Consider the following 15,293-nt stretch of genomic DNA (forward strand, 5'->3'; position numbering starts at 1 on the left):
CGTACAGGAGGTCCTGCCCGTCACGGGCCGGACGACCATCGACCTGGGCCCGAGCCGGGAGTCCTCGCCTTCACCTGCGGCATGGGCATGTACGGCGGCGAGATCCGCTTCCAGAAGCCCACCACCTCCCAGACCCCCGCTCCCGAGGAGACCGCCCGATGACCCAACGCCCGACCACCCTCCGCTTCGTCGAATTCGCCGTCACCGGCATGCACTGCAACAGTTGCGGGCTCCTGATCGACGACGAGGTCGAAGAACTGGCCGGCGTCAGGGCGAGCACCACCAGCCTGCGCACCGAACGCACCGTCGTCGAACTCGAAGGACCCGTACCGGCCGGACAGATCATCGACGCGATCGCCACGGCCGGCTATGCGGCCACCCAGGTCAGCCGACCCACCTGATGGCCTGAACACGTGCCCACCTGACCGTCGTCAACCGTCAGTTGCCGGCCGGCGCGTCCTGCGCCGGCCGGAGCTGCGGTCCCGGAGCGGGTCGTCCGGGGCCGCAGAAACCGCGGGTTCGATCAGGAATCGAGAAGCGCGGTACACGGCCCCGGTTTTAACGTTCTTGCCATGGACATCACCATTCACACCAGCTCCCTGCCGCACGACGACCCGGACGCGTCGATCGCCTTCTACCGCGACGTCCTCGGCTTCGAGGTCCGCAGCGACGTCGGGCAGGGCAGGATGCGCTGGATCACCGTCGGCCCGGCCGGGCAGCCCGACACGTCCCTCCTCCTCGCGCCGCCGGCCGCGGACCCCGGAATCACCGAGGACGAGCGCCGGACCGTCACCGAGATGATGGCCAAGGGCACCTACGGCTGGATCCTGCTGGCGACCCCGGACCTCGACGCCACGTTCGAGAAGGTCCAGGCAGGCGACACCGAGGTCGTCCAAGAGCCGACCGAACAGCCGTACGGCGTCCGGGACTGCGCCTTCCGCGACCCCGCGGGCAACCTCATCCGCATCCAGGAACTTCGCTGACCGCAGCCGTGGGCACGAGGAAAGAAGGAGAGGGCTCAGATGTGCAAGCCCGAATGGCGGCGAGCCCGCGTCGAGGCACAGCGCCTGACCGATCTGGCGCGGCTGCGCCGCGTCCGTGACCGGATCGACAGGGAATACGCCCAGCCGTTGAACGTGGAGGAGCTCGCCCGCGGTGTGGCCATGTCCGCCGGGCACCTCAGCCGCCAGTTCCGGGCCGCCTATGGCGAGTCGCCGTACGCGTACCTGATGACACGCCGCATCGAGCGCGCGACGGCGCTGCTGCGGCGCGGCGACCTCAGTGTCACCGAGGTCTGCTTCGCGGTCGGCTGCGCGTCGCTGGGTACGTTCACCACCCGCTTCACGGAGCTGGTCGGGATGCCGCCCGGGGCCTTCCGACGCCGCATGGCGGACGCGACGGCTGCGGCCACTGCATCGCCGACGCCGACGCCGACGCCGACGCCGACGCCGACGGCGACGGTGACGGTGACGGCCGACGGCACCGACACCGAGAGCACGTCCGCCGCCGACGCGGGGCCCGCCGTCATGGTGGAGGGGATGCCGGCGTGCGTGGCGAAGCAGGTGACGAGACCGGTCAGGATTCGAGAAGCGCCGGCCACCGGGCAGCCCCTAGCGTGATGGACATGGCAACCACCGAATCCACCGCATCCACCATGTCCCTCGCGTCCGTCACCCTCGAGGTGGCCGACCCAGAAGCCACCCACCGCTTCCTCACCGCCTTCGGAGTGGAGACGTACGTACGGCTGCGGGCGTCCCAAGCGCCTTCCACCGGCTTCCGCGGCTTCACCCTGGCCCTCACCGTGTCCCGGCCGGCCACCGTCGACGGCTTCCTCGACGCCGCTGTGAACGCCGGCGCCACCGTGCTGAAGGCCGCCGCCAAGACGCTGTGGGGATACGGCGGCGTCGTCCAGGCGCCGGACGGGACGATCTGGAAGGTCGCGACGTCCGCGAAGAAGGACACCGGCCCGGCCACCCGCGAGATCGACGAGGTCGTCCTCCTGCTCGGCGTGGAGGACATGAAGGCCGGCAAGCAGTTCTACGTCGACCGGGGCCTGCCCGTGGCCAAGAGCTTCGGCGGCAAGTACACCGAGTTCGCCGCCGGTGATTCCAGCCCGGTCAAGCTGGCGCTCTACAAGCGGCGCGGCCTGGCCAAGGACGTCGGCGTCCCCGCCGAGGGCGCCGGCTCCCACCGCATCGTCCTCGGCAGCACCGCCGAGTCCTTCACCGACCCCGACGGGTTCGCCTGGGAAGCGTCCACGTCCTCCGCCCGCCCCTGATCCCGGCTCCCACCCCGACCTGCGCCCACCCCGTCTCATCCCCGTACGAGAGGAAATCCGGGATGCCTTCCACGAAGTCGACCGTCGAGAACCCCGACGCGACCGCCGAACAGTACAACGGCTTCACCGCCGAGGAGCGGGCCGCGATGAAGGAGCACGCGCAGGACCGGAAGAAGGCGGCGACCCGGCGCGGCTCGCGGGCCGAGACGGAGGCCGCGGCGGAGCGGGACGTGCTCGCGAAGATCGCCGAGATGCCCGAGGTGGACCGGGTCCTCGCCGAGCGGATCCACGCCATCGTCAAGGCCGTCGCTCCGGACCTCAAGCCCAAGCTCTGGTACGGGATGCCCGCCTACGCCAGGGACGGCAAGGTCGTCTGCCACTTCCAGAGCGCGCAGAAGTTCAAGTCGAGGTACGCCACGCTCGGGTTCAGCGACCAGGCGGCGCTCGACGACGGCGCGATGTGGCCGACCGTTTACGCCCTCACGGAGTTGAGCGCAGCCGACGAACAGCGCATCGCCGCGCTCGTCAAGAAGGCGACGGGCTGAGGACGGCCGGGGCGGGGCCGGCGGCACGGGTCGCGCACGTCCGGGCCGGGCGACGCGCCGTGACAGTGCCGCCCGACCGCCGCAGAAGGGACACATCCACCGTGCCCGCTCCACGCTCCGCCACCGAACAGGCCATTGCCCTTCCGCGTGAGTGTGACGCCGAGGACATCGTCCATCCCGGGGGCACGCTCCTCGCCCATCTCCAGCGCGTTCAGGCGCGCCGCGCCTCGTGGAAGGCCCGCCCGGCGCTCCGGCCAGGCCGCTGGCCGCTCGGCGACCCTGTTCACCGCGGCGTTCGACCAGACGACCTGCGTGGGGATCTATGTGGGCATGGAGTCGTTCGAAGGCTCGCTGCACGGACGAGACGGGACCTTGAACTTCGTGCATTCGGCGACGAGGTCCGGCAGCGACCGCACCGCGGAGTTCTTCACGATCGTGCCCTCGAGCGGCACGGGCGACCTGACGGGAATCTCCGGTGCCGGAGGCATGGCCGTGGACGCGGACGGCACGCACCGCATCTGGTTCGACTACGAACTCGGCTGACAGCGAGATCAGAGCCGCAAGGTGGCTGCATGACTGCTGTGCGCAGGCGATCGGTCAGCCGGTGGGTTGCAGAGAGCCCCGCATGCCGCGAGCGTGCGCGCACACGGGGTCGGCTGAAGCGGCGGGGATGCGCATACGACGCAGCAGGTCGCGTGTGGTGCGCAGGGTGAGGGTGCTGCGCCAGGTGGTGCCCGGGTAGCGGGAGCGGAGGTGCGACAGGGCGCGGGTGCCGACTCCGGTGGAGAGGAGATGACCGTCGAGGTCGACGCCGGTGATCACCCCCTCGACGCAGGCGGTGCAGATCCGGTAGTGGATCTGGCCGACGACCCGGCGGCCATGGACCAGCAGTAGGCACTCTTCACCCGGCCCGGCACCCTCGCCGGGGATGTGGGTGGAGAGGAACGCGATGTCGCGGTACGCGAGGAGCCTGCCGCGCAGCCGCCTGCCGAACCTTCCGCGGCGTTGCCCGTGCCGGGCACCGTGCGGGGGCACCTCGGGGTCGGGGGCGGAACGGAACAGGGCGCTCGTGGGACGTGCGTGTTCTCCGGACATGAACCTCGTCTGCCCACGAGACAGCCCCTGACGCCCCCTCACTCGACAGTGCCGGTGCGCAGGCCCGCGCGCGTCGCGCTGGACCACCCGTCGCAGCCCGGACCCTTGACTCGACGTCCCGGAAAACCGGCGCATTCTCTTGCCCGCCTGCCGGGATAAGAAACCGATAAAGATCGCATGCATGGGTGGGTGGCGCTGGGGCAGAAGGCGCTTCGGAGGTTGATAACTATGGTTCCCCTGCTTCTCGTTCTTCTGCTCGCCCTGATCCTCTTCGGTGCCGGTTTCGCGGTGAAGATCCTATGGTGGGTCGCCATCGCCGTGCTGGTGCTGTGGCTGATCGGTTTCGTCGCCCGTCCGAGGGGTGGTAGTGGCCGCTGGTACCGCTGGTAGCCGTATTCGGTAGCCGTTGGGCGACAGCCCAGTGGTGACATACAGGGCGGTGGCCTGCCGCTCCCCCTTCCCGAACAGGGGGGCGGCAGGCCACCGCCCTGTCGTCGCTGGTGCCGCCGGAGCAGGACCTTGAAAAGCGCTTCCATGCGTTGCGTCGTGTGGTCATGTACGCACCCTCTGGGTCGTGGCTAGGCGCGGAAGGTTGTCCTGAGGAGTGCACCGGACTCGGCGGGGTGGGTGGTCAGGCCCGTGTGTCCGCCGGGGAAGTGCAGGAGTTCCGTGCCGAGGCGTTCGGCCAGGAGGGCGGCCGCACGGTAGGACAGCTCGCCACGCGAATCCTGGCCGCCGGCGAGCACGAGCCGGTCGGACAGGACCCCCAGCCGCTGGACGTCGGGGGCGTAGGACATGAAGCCGGGCACGATGCGGCCGACGAAGTGGGGGAGGTTTGTCATCATCTGCTCGACCCGCGTCGCCGCCTGGGGCGGAACCTCGATCTCCTTCCTGGGTGCCGTGCGCTTCAGGCCCGCGCCCGCGCCCGCGCCCTCGTCCTTCTTCAGCCCTGCGGCGAACGCGGCCATCGCCGGCATGAGCCCCTCGGTGCGGAACGTCTCCTGCACGCGTGCGATGAGTGCGCGGTGTACGGCGGCGTCCGGGAGGACCTCCACCACCGGCGGCTCATGTGCCACGACGCGTTCCACGCGTTCGGGATGGGTGGTGAGCAGGTGCAGGGCGGTGATCGCGCCCGAGCTGGAGCCGAACACCCGCGCCGGCTCACCGGGGGAGAAGGGCTCCAGCAAGCGGAAGGCGTCGTCGGCGTGTTAGGAAGCGCAAAGGGGATCGTGAGGGAGACTCATGCTGCGGCTCGTCGCCACCCGCTACTGTCGAGCGGCGCGCCTGTCTCCTCGGCGGGGTCGGCGACATGGCAGGGGGCCGAGCGGGAGGGGCACAACGTGCGTAGATTCACGGACAAGTTGACCGGAACCACGTACCCACCCAGCGGCGTCACACCGCTGTCCGCCCACGAGGTCCGGGCCGCGCTGCTCGCGCTCAACCGCCCCGACGCGCGGTTCGTCGTCCGGCAGGGTACGGCGAAGGAGCGTGCCGACCTTGTGGCGGAATGCGACGTGGCGGCGTGGGCCCTGATCCTCAAGACCCGTATGCGTCTGGATGCCCCGGCGCGGGAGGTGCGTGTCCTCGAAGAACGGTGGGAGCCGGTGAGCGAAGGGTCCGGCAGGCAATACGGGCGCGGGCCGGCTCGTACGATTTACCGAAAATGGGAGTTCAAGCGAGGGGTGGATGGCCGCCGGCGCAGGGTCGAGACGCTCCGCTTCGACACTCGCGAGATGAAGGATCCCTTGCAAAAGGCCGTCCTCGGCGCGGGCTGGACCTGGCGCGGAGTGCTGTTCAGGTTCTGACGCGACGTCTTTCGGCGACACGGCAAGGCACGCCCATGATGGCAATCACGGGTAGGGCCAATTTCGCCTAGGAGAAGGGACATGGGAGTGGACCCCTCCTCCGAGTCGACGAGCCCGGGGCCGGTGTTGGTCGTCGGCGGCACCGGGATGCTGGCCGGTGTCGTAAGTGGTCTGCTCCGGCAGGGACTCACCACCGCAGTGGTGTCCCGCCGTCCGCGAGGGCCGGCCGCCGTCCTGCGGCGGGAGGGCGGAGCTGGAGGAGGGACCCCGCAGCAGCGGGAGGCGGCCGGCGCATGGATGTCGACCGTCATGACCGCCCGCGAGTTCGAGGAGCGTCGGGCCTGAGGGATACCCGGTGACCATGGGTCAGCTCCGTTGTCAGTGGCTCCCCATAGTGTTTGGACATCACCCGGGAGCATCGGAAAAGGGAGCACAGCCATGTCCGGAAACAAGATCCAACACAAGGTGAATCACGTCGCGTTGGTCGTGGACGCCTCGGGTTCCATGCGCCCGCACGAGGGTCAACTCATCCGCGTGGTGGACGAGTTCGTGGCGGGTCTGAAGGCCGAGTCGGACAGCCTCGGCCATGAGACGCGGATCAGCCTCTACTCGTTCGACCACAAGGTGGAGAACCTGGTCTGGGACATGGACGTGAAGCACCTGCCGTCCATGCGAGGTCTGTACAAGGTCAACAACGGCGCTACGGCACTCATCGAAGCCTCTCTGAAGTCCCTGGACGACCTGGGTCACATCTGGGAGGAATACGGCGAGCACAGCTTCCTCCAGATCGTCGTGACGGACGGCGAGGAGAACGCCTCCGGCGGCGACCGGCGGCATGACGGTGACATGGCCGTCCTCGGCCCCTGGCTCGACAAGATCGCGGCGAAGATGGGCGAGCTTCCCGGTCACTGGACTTCGGCGATCCTCGTCCCGAACTCCTTGGCGAAGCGGACCGCCCAGAACTACGGGTTCCCGGCCGGGAACATAGCCATCTGGGACGCGGATTCCAAGGAGGGTGTCGAGGAGGCGATCGGCACGGTGCGCGCCGCCGCCACCAGCTTCCTGCGTGGCCGCGAACAGGGCGTGCGCGGGACGAAGAACCTGTTCGCCGTGGGGCAGGACATATCGGTCGACGACGTGCGGGCGAACCTCGAACCGGTCCCGGCCGACAAGTATCGGCTCCTGAAGGTCGACGCGGAGGTCGAGATCCGTGCCTTCGTCGACTCGCATCCGGGCGTGACGTACGAACGGGGCTCCTGCTACTACCAGTTGGGCACTCGGGTGCAGGTCCAGCCCGACAAGGAGGTCATCGTCGTCGAGAAGGACACCGACCGCGCGTACACGGGCGAAGCGGCTCGGAGCCTTCTCTTCGGTACGGGGATCCAGGGAACCGTCTCCGTGAAAGCGGGACACAATCCCCAGCTGGAGGTCTACGTGCAGAGCCGTTCGGTGAACAGGAAGCTCAAGCCGAAGACGCGTCTGCTCATCATGATCTGAAGCCGGCCCGGGGTGCCCGGGGGTGAGGTGTGTCTCAGCGGGGCGGTGGCACTTGTCTATGCAACGAGTTGCATAGAAAGATCGAGGCATGGCGCTTGAGCACGCGATCCTCGTCTCCCTGCTGGAGAAGCCGGGCTCCGGTTATGAGCTGGCCCGGCGGTTCGACCGGTCCATCGGCTACTTCTGGACCGCCACCCACCAGCAGATCTACCGCGTGCTCAAGCGGATGGAGAGCGAGGGCTGGATCGAGGTCCGTGACGTCGTGCAGCAGACGAGACCGGACAAGAAGGAACACTCCGTCACCGAGTCCGGCCGGGCCGCCCTCGCGGCGTGGCTCCACGAGCCCGTCCAGCCCGACAGCGTCCGTCACGAGCTCGCCGTCAAGATCCGCGGCGCGGCCTTCGACGACCCGGCCGCGCTGATCCGCGAGGTCGAGCGGCACCACCAGGCGCACGCCGACCGGCTCACCCACTACCTCGCGGGCGAGCTGCGCGACTTCACCGGCCCGGAGGCTCCCACCGCGCCGGACACCGGCCAAGAGCTACAACACGTCGTGCTGCGCGGTGGAATCGCATACGAGCGGATGATGCTCGCCTGGCTCGAGGACGTCCTCGCCACGCTCCGCCGGATCGCCTAGTAGGCCGCACGGTCGCCGATGGTCGCGCCGGCGCGCGAACCGTGCGTCCGCCCGCACCGATCAGCCACCCCCGGGGCGCCGACACCGGTGCCCCGGACCCTCACCTCACCCCGCCCCATCCCTCGACCGAGCCCGCACCGCGCCGGCTCCCGGGCCCCCGAAAGGCGAACCTCATGACCGACACGCTGCTGTTCAACCCGCGCACCTACGACCCCGCCCACTTCGACCCCGAGACCCGCAGGCTCCTGCGCGCCACCGTCGACTGGTTCGAAGACCGCGGCAAGCGCAAGCTGATCGAGGACTACCGCTCCCGCGCCTGGCTGGCGGACTTCCTCGCCTTCTCCGCGAAGGAGGGGCTCTTCGCGACCTTCCTGACCCCGGCGCCCGAGGCCGGCGAGGAGCAGCAGGACCGGCAGGAGCAGGGCGAGCAGGACAAGCGCTGGGACACCGCGCGGATCGCCGCCCTCAATGAGATCTTCGGCTTCTACGGCCTCGACTACTGGTACGCCTGGCAGGTCACGATCCTCGGTCTCGGCCCGGTATGGCAGAGCGACAACGCCGCCGCCCGCACCCGCGCGGCGCACCTCCTGGAGGAGGGCGAGGTGTTCGCCTTCGGCCTGTCCGAGAAGACCCACGGCGCCGACATCTACTCCACCGACATGCTCCTGGAGCCCGACGGCGACGGCGGTTTCCGCGCCGGCGGCTCCAAGTACTACATCGGCAACGGCAACGCCGCCGGCCTCGTCTCCGTCTTCGGTCGCCGCACCGACGTCGAGGGCCCCGACGGCTACGTCTTCTTCGCCGCCGACAGCCGTCACCCGGCGTACCACCTGGTGAAGAACGTCGTGGACTCCTCCAAGTACGTCAGCGAGTTCCGCCTGGAGGACTACCCGGTCCGCGCCGAGGACGTCCTGCACACCGGCCGCGCCGCCTTCGACGCCGCGCTCAACACCGTCAACGTGGGCAAGTTCAACCTCTGCACCGCCTCCATCGGCATCTGCGAGCACGCGATGTACGAGGCCGTCACCCACGCGCAGAACCGGATCCTCTACGGCCGCCCCGTCACCGCCTTCCCGCACGTCCGCCGCGAGTTGGCCGACGCCTACGTCCGCCTCGTCGGGATGAAGCTCTTCAGCGACCGCGCGGTCGACTACTTCCGCTCCGCCGGCCCCGACGACCGCCGCTACCTGCTCTTCAACCCCATGACGAAGATGAAGGTGACCACGGAGGGCGAGAAGGTCATCGACCTGATGTGGGACGTCATCGCCGCCAAGGGCTTCGAGAAGGACACCTACTTCGCGCAGGCGGCCGTGGAGATCCGCAGCCTGCCGAAGCTGGAGGGAACGGTCCACGTCAACCTCGCACTGATCCTCAAGTTCATGCGCAACCACCTTCTGGAGCCCGTCGAGTACGCGCCCGTCCCGACCCGTCTCGACGCGGCCGACGACGCGTTCCTCTTCCGCCAGGGGCCGGCCCGCGGCCTGGGCTCCGTACGGTTCCACGACTGGCGTCCCGCTTTTGACGCGTACGCCGCCCTGCCCAACGTCGGCCGCTTCCGCGAGCAGGCCGACGCCCTGTGCGAGTTCGTGCGGACCGCCGCCCCCGACGAGGAGCAGAGCCGTGACCTCGACCTCCTCCTGGCCGTGGGGCAACTGTTCGCCCTCGTCGTCCACGGTCAACTGATCCTGGAGCAGGCGCGCCTGTCCGGCCTGGACGAGGACGTGCTCGACGAGCTGTTCGCCGTCCTCGTGCGCGACTTCTCCGCGCACGCGGTGGAGCTGTACGGCAAGGACTCCGCGACGGCGGACCAGCAGAGCTGGGCGCTCGGCGCGGTTCGGCGCCCGGTGGTCGACGCCGACCGCTCGGCGCGTGTCTGGGCGCGCGTGGAGGCGCTGGCCGGGGCGTACGAGATGGCGCCCTGACCCGGACGCGACACCGGCGGGCTCCCTCGCCCGCGGCGCGGAGGGAGCCCGCCCGGCGCGAGGGAGCCTGTTCGCGCCGCCGGTTCCACGCCCGCTACCGGGGAGGTAGGCCCGCTCCCGCCCCCCGGTCGTCGAGTGCGACGCCCAGTCGGTCGGCCACGGCCGTGAGGGTGCTCCCCAGGGGCAGCGCGACCCGGGTGACCGCGTGCCCGTCGCCGCGGGTCGGGTCCCGGTTGACGATCACGACGGGCTTCCCGGCCCGGGCTGCCTGGCGGACGAACCGGAGCCCGGACATCACGGTCAGCGACGAGCCGAGCACCAGCAGGGAAGTCGCCCCGTCCACCAGGTCGCGGCAGTGCCCGACCCGCTGCGGCGGTACCGCTTCGCCGAAGAACACCACGTCCGGTTTGAGGACGCCGCCACACCCTGCGCAGGGCACGACGCGGAAGTCCCCGACCTGGTCGTCGGTGAGGTCGGCGTCACCGTCCGGGTTGAGGCCGGCCGCCACCGGCTCGAAGCCCGCGTTCGCTTCCTCCAGCCGTCGGGCGACCTCCCGGCGCGGTGTGAAGGCGCCGCAGGAAAGGCAGACGACGCGGTCGAGGCTCCCGTGAAGCTCGACCACGCCGTCGCTTCCCGCGGCCTGGTGCAGGCCGTCGACGTTCTGGGTGATCAGGCCCGAGAGCGCGCCGTGCCGTCCGAACGCCGCCACGGCCCGGTGCCCGGCGTTGGGCCGGGCGCGGCCGAACGTGCGCCAGCCGAGGTGACTGCGCGCCCAGTACCGGCGCCGGGCCTGCGTATTGGCGGTGAATTCCTGGTAGGTCATCGGGGTGTGCCGGCGCAGACTCCCGCCCTCACCCCGGTAATCGGGGATGCCCGATTCCGTGGAGAGGCCCGCCCCGCTGAGCACCAGCACCCCGCCGGCCGTCAGCGCTTCGACGACCGGCTCCGGATCCGTGGTCCCGGGCCGTGGCTCCTCGGTGGGCGTCCAGCTCAGAGTGGGGCGCATGCGCATGCTGCCAGCGTACGGAACGGGTGGGACAACGGCACGGGTCCCATGATCGGGCTCTGCGGTCAGGAGCGGGAGAGGCCCCAGGTCTGCAGGCTGAAAGGGCGACCCTTCTCCTCACCGGTGATCAGCGGTACGTCGAGCAGGCGAAAGCCCGCCTTGGTGGCCACGGCGACGCTGGCGGTGTTCTCGGCCTCCAACTCCAGGATCACCTGCTCCGCGTCGAGTTGCTCGAAGGCGTAGGCGGACATGACCCGCACCGCTCGGGCCGCCAGCCCCTGACCGCGGTGCGCCGGGCCGATCGCGTAGCCGATCTCGATCCCTTCGGGGGCCCGCCGCAGCATCACCTCGCCGAGCGGCGCCCCACCGTCGACGGTGACGGCGAGGAGGATGGTCGTGCCTTCCGCCCGCATCTGCCGGTCCCGGGCCAGGCGGGCGCGGGCGGCCGCGTCGTCGAAGGGGGAGACGATCGGTGTCCAGTACGCGATGTCGGGGTGGTCGAAGAGTTCCGGCATCGCGGCCAGATCCGCCTCCGTCCAGTCGCGAAGGACAAGACCCTCTCCCGAAAGCTCGATCCGCTCGGGAAACGACGACGTGGTGCTGCTCATGATGGGGACCTCCGTGCCCTGTTCCGACGAGGCAGGGTAACCGGGCGCAGGTGGGAGGGCACCCCGGATTCCGGCCCGCACGTCACTCGCCTGTGCGCAGCGTGGTCACGCCGGTGCCCAGGGTGGCTGCCGGAAATCTTCACAGCGTGAGAGTGGAGTGGATGACTCCCTTTGTGTAGTCGGGCGACATGTCCGACATCTCCGGTGCGATTGATCCGGTTACACCCCTTATCTCCTTCCAAGTTTGCACACTGCACAGATGTGTTACTCGATCTTGTGGGGAGGATGTGACGATCTTGGGGGTGATTCGAAAAATCTTGCTACCCGTCGGTTGCCCTGCCCGCCCGACGCCGTCAACACGGTTCGCCCGCTCACCCGTTGGCGTGCTTACATCGGCGCACCGCAGCGGTTTCGGAAACGGCGTCCCATGCCGGCCGAGGCCCTCGCGCAGGTGGTCGGACCGCCTTGTCGCGGCCTGCCCACACCCCCCCATCAAGAACACTTTCAGACAACGAAGGGTGCGCTCCCATGCGTAACGACATCGAGACCCGCGAGATCGCCGACGACGAGCTGGACGCCATCTCCGGCGGTATCGCCCTCGGCGGCGGCCTGCTCGGCGGTGTGACCGGTGACGTCCAGCACGTCCTCGGCACCGTCACCTCCCTCCAGACCGTCCACGGCGCGCTGGCACTGCCCGGCCAGGTCGAGGGCATCGTCGGCGTCCACGCGGGTGTCGCCGGTCTCTGAGCGGTCCCGCTCGCCCCATGAACCCCGGAACGCACCCGTTCCGGGGTTCATCCCGTGTGACGAAGGCAGTCGAAGGCAGTCGAAGGAAGAGTCCGAGTCGTGCAGTTCCGTCAAAAGGCGCTCTCCAAGCTGCAATCGCCCGAGGAGCTCGATCTCCCCGTGCGGTTCGCGCGTCCGCAGGGCCGGCTCGTCCTGGCCGTCACGGTCATCGTCATGACGGCCGCCGCCTTCTGGGCCTTCACCGGATCGGTCTCCTCCCAGCTGGGCGCACCCGGCATCCTCACCCACCCAGAAGGCAGTTACCTGCTGCAGAGCCCCTTCGCCGGACAGGTCACCGCGGTCCACGCCAAAGAAGGCCAACTACTCGCCGCAGGTGCGCCGTTGCTCCAAATCGGCACCGAGCAGGGCGACCGGACCGTACGCGCGGTCGCCGGGGGACGGGTCACCTCCCTCGTCGCGCGGGTCGGGGCGGTGGTCACCACCGGCGCGGACGTGGCGACCGTGGAACGGGTGAAGAACCCCGACGACCCGCTGGTGGCGGTGCTGTACGTGCCTGCCGGAAGCGGCGCGGGCATCCCTCTCGACGCCACCGTCGACCTCACCGTCGATTCGGTGCCGCGCCGGCGCTACGGCGTACTGCGCGGCCGTGTCAAGGAAGTCGGCCGTACACCCCAGACCCCGGCGCAGATCGGCGGGTTCCTCGGCGACGCGGGGCTCGCCGCGCAGTTCGCCCGGCAGGGCAACCCCGTAGCGGTCGTCGTACAGCTCGACCGCAGCCCGCGGACAAGGTCCGGGTACCGGTGGTCCTCCGCCGACGGCCCCCCGTACACCCTCGACTCCACGACACCGGTCACCGGCGCCGTCCACCTCTCCGTGCAGCGCCCCGTCGATTGGCTGCTCCCGTGACCACCCCCGCCACCACCACCGCCGCACCCGGTTCCGCCACCCCCGGACACCGTTCCTCCCGGCGCAAGCCCGCACCCACCCCCAAGGGACGCACGCCACGCCCCGTGCGGACCCCCACCGTGCTCCAGATGGAGGCGGTGGAGTGCGGCGCCGCCGCGCTCGCCATGGTGCTCGGCCACCACGGCCGCTTCGTCCCCCTGGAGGAACTGCGCATCGCCTGCGGAGTCTCCCGCGACGGCTCCCGCGCCGCCAACCTCCTCCGCGCGGCCCGGGGCTACGGCCTCCAGGCCAAGGGCATGCAGATGGACCTCGCCGCGCTGTCCCGGGTACGGCCCGCGGCCATCCTCTTCTGGGAGTTCAACCACTACGTCGTCTACGACGGCATGACCCGCCGCTTCGGCCGACGGGGCGTATACGTCAACGACCCCGCCAAGGGCCGCCGGTTCGTCCCGATGGACGAGTTCGACACCAGCTTCACCGGTGTCGTCCTCACCTTCGAACCCGGCGCCGGCTTCCGCCGCTCCGGCCGCAAGCCCGGCGTCCTGGGCGCCCTTCCCGCCCGGCTGCGCGGCACCTCCGCCTCGATGCTCGTCGCCGTGCTCTCCAGCCTCCTGCTGGTGGCGGTCGGAGCGACGGTGCCCGCGCTGAGCCGCACGTACATCGACATGTTCCTGATCGGGGAGCAAACCTCCCTGCTCGGAGTGCTGTTCGCGTCGATGGCGGTGGCCCTCGGCCTCACGGCGGTGCTGACCTGGCTCCAACAGGCCAACCTGCTGCGGGGGCGCATCATCTCCTCGACCCTCGGCAGCGCACGCTTCTTCCGTCACCTGCTGAGGCTGCCGGTCACCTTCTTCTCCCAGCGCAACCCGGCCGACCTCGTCCAGCGCCTCCAATCCAACGACGCGGTCGCGGAAACCCTGGCCAGGGACCTGACCGCCGCCGGGGTCGACGCCGTGGTGGTCGTCCTCTACGCCGTACTGCTGTGGACATACGATCCCCAACTCACCCTCGTCGGCGTGCTGATGGCGTTGCTCAATGTCGTCGCCCTGCGGATCGTGATCCGACTGCGGTCCACCGGCACCCAGAAGCTGCGCGCGGAGAGCGCCCGGCTCACCAACACCTCCTACAGCGGACTCCAGCTCATCGAGACGATGAAGGCCACCGGCGGCGAGAACGCCTTCTTCCGCCGCTGGGCGGGCCGGCACGCCGTCACGCTCGACGTGCAGCAACGGCTGGGGGTGCCCAGTGCCTGGCTGGCGATCGTCGCGCCCACGCTGGCCGCGCTCAACAGCGCCCTGATCCTGATGATCGGCGGTCTGCGGGCGGTGGAGGGCCACCTGTCGGTCGGCCTGCTCGTCGCCTTCCAGGCCCTGGTGACCAGCTTCACCGCCCCGATCACCCGCCTGGGCGGCGTCGCCGGACGGATCCAGGACTTCGCGGCCGACGTCGCCCGCCTCAAGGACGTCGAGAACTTCCCCGTCGACCCGCTGTACGCGCGGCGCGAACCCCCTGCCGCCACCCGACGGCTCAAGGGCCACGTGGAACTGGAGCACGTCACCTTCGGCTACAACCCACTGGACGCGCCACTGCTGAAGGACTTCTCCCTGACGGTCGGACCCGGGCGGCAGGTCGCGCTCGTCGGCGGCTCCGGCAGCGGCAAGTCCACCGTCTCGCGGCTGATGTCCGGCCTCCACGCCCCCTGGGAGGGCGCCATCCGCATCGACGGGATGCGGCTGGAGGACATCCCGCGCGGAGCGCTCGCCGCCTCCGTGTCGTTCGTCGATCAGGACGTCTTCCTCTTCGAGGGCACCGTCCGCGACAACGTCGCGCTGTGGGACCCCTCCCTCTCGGACGAGGCCGTCATAGCCGCCCTTCGCGACGCCGCCGTGTACGACGTCGTCGCGCGCCGCGCCGGCGGCATCCACAGCCGTGTCGAGCAGGACGGCCGCAATTTCTCCGGAGGACAGCGCCAGCGCCTGGAGATCGCCCGCGCCCTGGTGCGCCGCCCCAGCGTGCTGGTGCTCGACGAGGTGACCAGCGCCCTGGACGCGGCGACCGAGCGGACCGTCATGGACAGCCTGCGCCGCCGCGGCTGCGCCTGCGTGGTCATCGCCCACCGGCTGAGCACGGTCCGCGACAGCGACGAGATCGTCGTGCTCGACCGGGGGACCGTCGTCGAACGCGGCCGGCACGAGGACCTGCTCGCCCGGCAGGGCGCGTACGCCGCACTGGTCAAGGAGCACTGAC

Annotated in this window: 18 protein-coding genes and 1 pseudogene; 15 read left to right on the top strand and 4 right to left on the bottom strand. The window is 70.0% G+C overall.

All coding sequences use genetic code 11. From position 1 onward, the window contains the following. Window positions 1-158: 158 nt before the first annotated feature. The 6 genes from ABZ934_RS23300 to ABZ934_RS23325 all read left to right on the top strand — a co-directional run bounded on the left by ABZ934_RS23300 (window position 159) and on the right by ABZ934_RS23325 (window position 3,366). Complete coding sequence (locus ABZ934_RS23300) at window positions 159-401, top strand: heavy metal-associated domain-containing protein (protein WP_361316379.1); 243 nt, start codon at window positions 159-161, stop codon at window positions 399-401. A 171-nt stretch (window positions 402-572) separates the two neighbouring features. Further along, the gene (locus ABZ934_RS23305) at window positions 573-983 is read left to right on the top strand and encodes a VOC family protein (RefSeq protein WP_361316382.1); all 411 of its coding nucleotides are present in this window, start codon (window positions 573-575) and stop codon (window positions 981-983) included. Window positions 984-1,022: 39 nt separating this feature from the next. Beyond that, window positions 1,023-1,619: an AraC family transcriptional regulator gene (locus tag ABZ934_RS23310; RefSeq protein ID WP_361316384.1), complete on the top strand. Its 597-nt coding sequence runs from the start codon at window positions 1,023-1,025 to the stop codon at window positions 1,617-1,619. Beyond that, on the top strand, window positions 1,619-2,278 hold the full coding sequence (locus ABZ934_RS23315) for a glyoxalase (RefSeq protein WP_361316386.1): 660 nt from the start codon (window positions 1,619-1,621) through the stop codon (window positions 2,276-2,278). The genes ABZ934_RS23310 and ABZ934_RS23315 overlap by 1 nt, the downstream gene beginning before the upstream one ends. Window positions 2,279-2,340: 62 nt before the next feature. Beyond that, a complete protein-coding gene (locus tag ABZ934_RS23320) occupies window positions 2,341-2,823 on the top strand; it encodes a DUF1801 domain-containing protein (RefSeq protein ID WP_361316388.1) in 483 nt (160 codons plus the stop codon). Window positions 2,824-3,021: 198 nt separating this feature from the next. Continuing rightward, window positions 3,022-3,366: a DUF3224 domain-containing protein gene (locus tag ABZ934_RS23325; protein WP_361316491.1), complete on the top strand. Its 345-nt coding sequence runs from the start codon at window positions 3,022-3,024 to the stop codon at window positions 3,364-3,366. Window positions 3,367-3,420: 54 nt separating this feature from the next. On the opposite strand, the gene ABZ934_RS23330 is transcribed toward ABZ934_RS23325, so the two are convergent. Continuing rightward, window positions 3,421-3,918 (bottom strand): hypothetical protein, encoded by a 498-nt coding sequence (locus ABZ934_RS23330; RefSeq protein WP_361316391.1) that lies wholly within the window; start codon window positions 3,916-3,918, stop codon window positions 3,421-3,423. A 228-nt stretch (window positions 3,919-4,146) separates the two neighbouring features. Between ABZ934_RS23330 and ABZ934_RS23335 the strand changes: the two genes are divergently transcribed. After that, window positions 4,147-4,308, top strand: coding sequence for a hydrophobic protein (locus ABZ934_RS23335; RefSeq protein WP_136216060.1), 162 nt, complete (start codon window positions 4,147-4,149; stop codon window positions 4,306-4,308). 188 nt (window positions 4,309-4,496) lie between these two features. Here ABZ934_RS23335 and ABZ934_RS23340 read toward each other — a convergent pair. After that, window positions 4,497-5,126 (bottom strand): annotated as a pseudogene (locus ABZ934_RS23340) (alpha/beta hydrolase); the annotation flags it as partial. 153 nt (window positions 5,127-5,279) lie between these two features. On the opposite strand from ABZ934_RS23340, the gene ABZ934_RS23345 reads away from it, so the two are divergent. From ABZ934_RS23345 to ABZ934_RS23365, 5 genes are all read left to right on the top strand, one after another. Continuing rightward, window positions 5,280-5,723 carry a hypothetical protein gene (locus ABZ934_RS23345; RefSeq protein WP_361316394.1) on the top strand — a complete coding sequence of 148 codons (444 nt, stop codon included), beginning with the start codon at window positions 5,280-5,282 and terminating at the stop codon, window positions 5,721-5,723. Window positions 5,724-5,804: 81 nt separating this feature from the next. After that, complete coding sequence (locus tag ABZ934_RS23350; RefSeq protein ID WP_361316397.1) at window positions 5,805-6,068, top strand: hypothetical protein; 264 nt, start codon at window positions 5,805-5,807, stop codon at window positions 6,066-6,068. A gap of 93 nt (window positions 6,069-6,161) precedes the next feature. Next, a complete protein-coding gene (locus tag ABZ934_RS23355) occupies window positions 6,162-7,220 on the top strand; it encodes a vWA domain-containing protein (protein WP_361316399.1) in 1,059 nt (352 codons plus the stop codon). Window positions 7,221-7,308: 88 nt separating this feature from the next. After that, entirely contained in the window at window positions 7,309-7,857 is a 549-nt protein-coding gene (locus ABZ934_RS23360) for a PadR family transcriptional regulator (RefSeq protein ID WP_361316402.1), read from the top strand. Between the two features lie 173 nt (window positions 7,858-8,030). Further along, window positions 8,031-9,779, top strand: a complete 1,749-nt coding sequence (locus ABZ934_RS23365) for an acyl-CoA dehydrogenase family protein (RefSeq protein ID WP_361316405.1) — start codon at window positions 8,031-8,033, stop codon at window positions 9,777-9,779. 94 nt (window positions 9,780-9,873) lie between these two features. On the opposite strand, the gene ABZ934_RS23370 is transcribed toward ABZ934_RS23365, so the two are convergent. Next, window positions 9,874-10,791 carry an NAD-dependent protein deacetylase gene (locus tag ABZ934_RS23370; RefSeq protein WP_361316408.1) on the bottom strand — a complete coding sequence of 306 codons (918 nt, stop codon included), beginning with the start codon at window positions 10,789-10,791 and terminating at the stop codon, window positions 9,874-9,876. Between the two features lie 59 nt (window positions 10,792-10,850). Beyond that, window positions 10,851-11,393, bottom strand: coding sequence for a GNAT family N-acetyltransferase (locus ABZ934_RS23375; RefSeq protein WP_361316410.1), 543 nt, complete (start codon window positions 11,391-11,393; stop codon window positions 10,851-10,853). A 528-nt stretch (window positions 11,394-11,921) separates the two neighbouring features. On the opposite strand from ABZ934_RS23375, the gene ABZ934_RS23380 reads away from it, so the two are divergent. The 3 genes from ABZ934_RS23380 (at window position 11,922) to ABZ934_RS23390 (ending at window position 15,292) form a co-directional block, all read left to right on the top strand. Then, on the top strand, window positions 11,922-12,140 hold the full coding sequence (locus ABZ934_RS23380; protein WP_361316413.1) for a hypothetical protein: 219 nt from the start codon (window positions 11,922-11,924) through the stop codon (window positions 12,138-12,140). Window positions 12,141-12,239: 99 nt separating this feature from the next. After that, window positions 12,240-13,046 (top strand): HlyD family efflux transporter periplasmic adaptor subunit, encoded by an 807-nt coding sequence (locus ABZ934_RS23385; RefSeq protein ID WP_361316416.1) that lies wholly within the window; start codon window positions 12,240-12,242, stop codon window positions 13,044-13,046. A 104-nt stretch (window positions 13,047-13,150) separates the two neighbouring features. Then, window positions 13,151-15,292 carry an NHLP family bacteriocin export ABC transporter peptidase/permease/ATPase subunit gene (locus ABZ934_RS23390; RefSeq protein ID WP_361316494.1) on the top strand — a complete coding sequence of 714 codons (2,142 nt, stop codon included), beginning with the start codon at window positions 13,151-13,153 and terminating at the stop codon, window positions 15,290-15,292. Window position 15,293: the final 1 nt, after the last annotated feature.

This window comes from Streptomyces sp. NPDC046557 (assembly GCF_040645975.1).
Taxonomy (GTDB): Bacteria; Actinomycetota; Actinomycetes; order Streptomycetales; family Streptomycetaceae; genus Streptomyces.

Coding starts and splice junctions, on each gene's coding strand:
- ABZ934_RS23370 (WP_361316408.1), bottom strand. CDS start 10,791: ATGCGCATGCGCCCCACTCTGAGCTGGACGCCCACCGAGGAGCCACGG.
- ABZ934_RS23365 (WP_361316405.1), top strand. CDS start 8,031: ATGACCGACACGCTGCTGTTCAACCCGCGCACCTACGACCCCGCCCAC.
- ABZ934_RS23320 (WP_361316388.1), top strand. CDS start 2,341: ATGCCTTCCACGAAGTCGACCGTCGAGAACCCCGACGCGACCGCCGAA.
- ABZ934_RS23300 (WP_361316379.1), top strand. CDS start 159: ATGACCCAACGCCCGACCACCCTCCGCTTCGTCGAATTCGCCGTCACC.
- ABZ934_RS23360 (WP_361316402.1), top strand. CDS start 7,309: ATGGCGCTTGAGCACGCGATCCTCGTCTCCCTGCTGGAGAAGCCGGGC.
- ABZ934_RS23375 (WP_361316410.1), bottom strand. CDS start 11,393: ATGAGCAGCACCACGTCGTCGTTTCCCGAGCGGATCGAGCTTTCGGGA.
- ABZ934_RS23355 (WP_361316399.1), top strand. CDS start 6,162: ATGTCCGGAAACAAGATCCAACACAAGGTGAATCACGTCGCGTTGGTC.
- ABZ934_RS23335 (WP_136216060.1), top strand. CDS start 4,147: ATGGTTCCCCTGCTTCTCGTTCTTCTGCTCGCCCTGATCCTCTTCGGT.
- ABZ934_RS23350 (WP_361316397.1), top strand. CDS start 5,805: ATGGGAGTGGACCCCTCCTCCGAGTCGACGAGCCCGGGGCCGGTGTTG.
- ABZ934_RS23310 (WP_361316384.1), top strand. CDS start 1,023: ATGTGCAAGCCCGAATGGCGGCGAGCCCGCGTCGAGGCACAGCGCCTG.
- ABZ934_RS23315 (WP_361316386.1), top strand. CDS start 1,619: ATGGACATGGCAACCACCGAATCCACCGCATCCACCATGTCCCTCGCG.
- ABZ934_RS23330 (WP_361316391.1), bottom strand. CDS start 3,918: ATGTCCGGAGAACACGCACGTCCCACGAGCGCCCTGTTCCGTTCCGCC.
- ABZ934_RS23380 (WP_361316413.1), top strand. CDS start 11,922: ATGCGTAACGACATCGAGACCCGCGAGATCGCCGACGACGAGCTGGAC.
- ABZ934_RS23305 (WP_361316382.1), top strand. CDS start 573: ATGGACATCACCATTCACACCAGCTCCCTGCCGCACGACGACCCGGAC.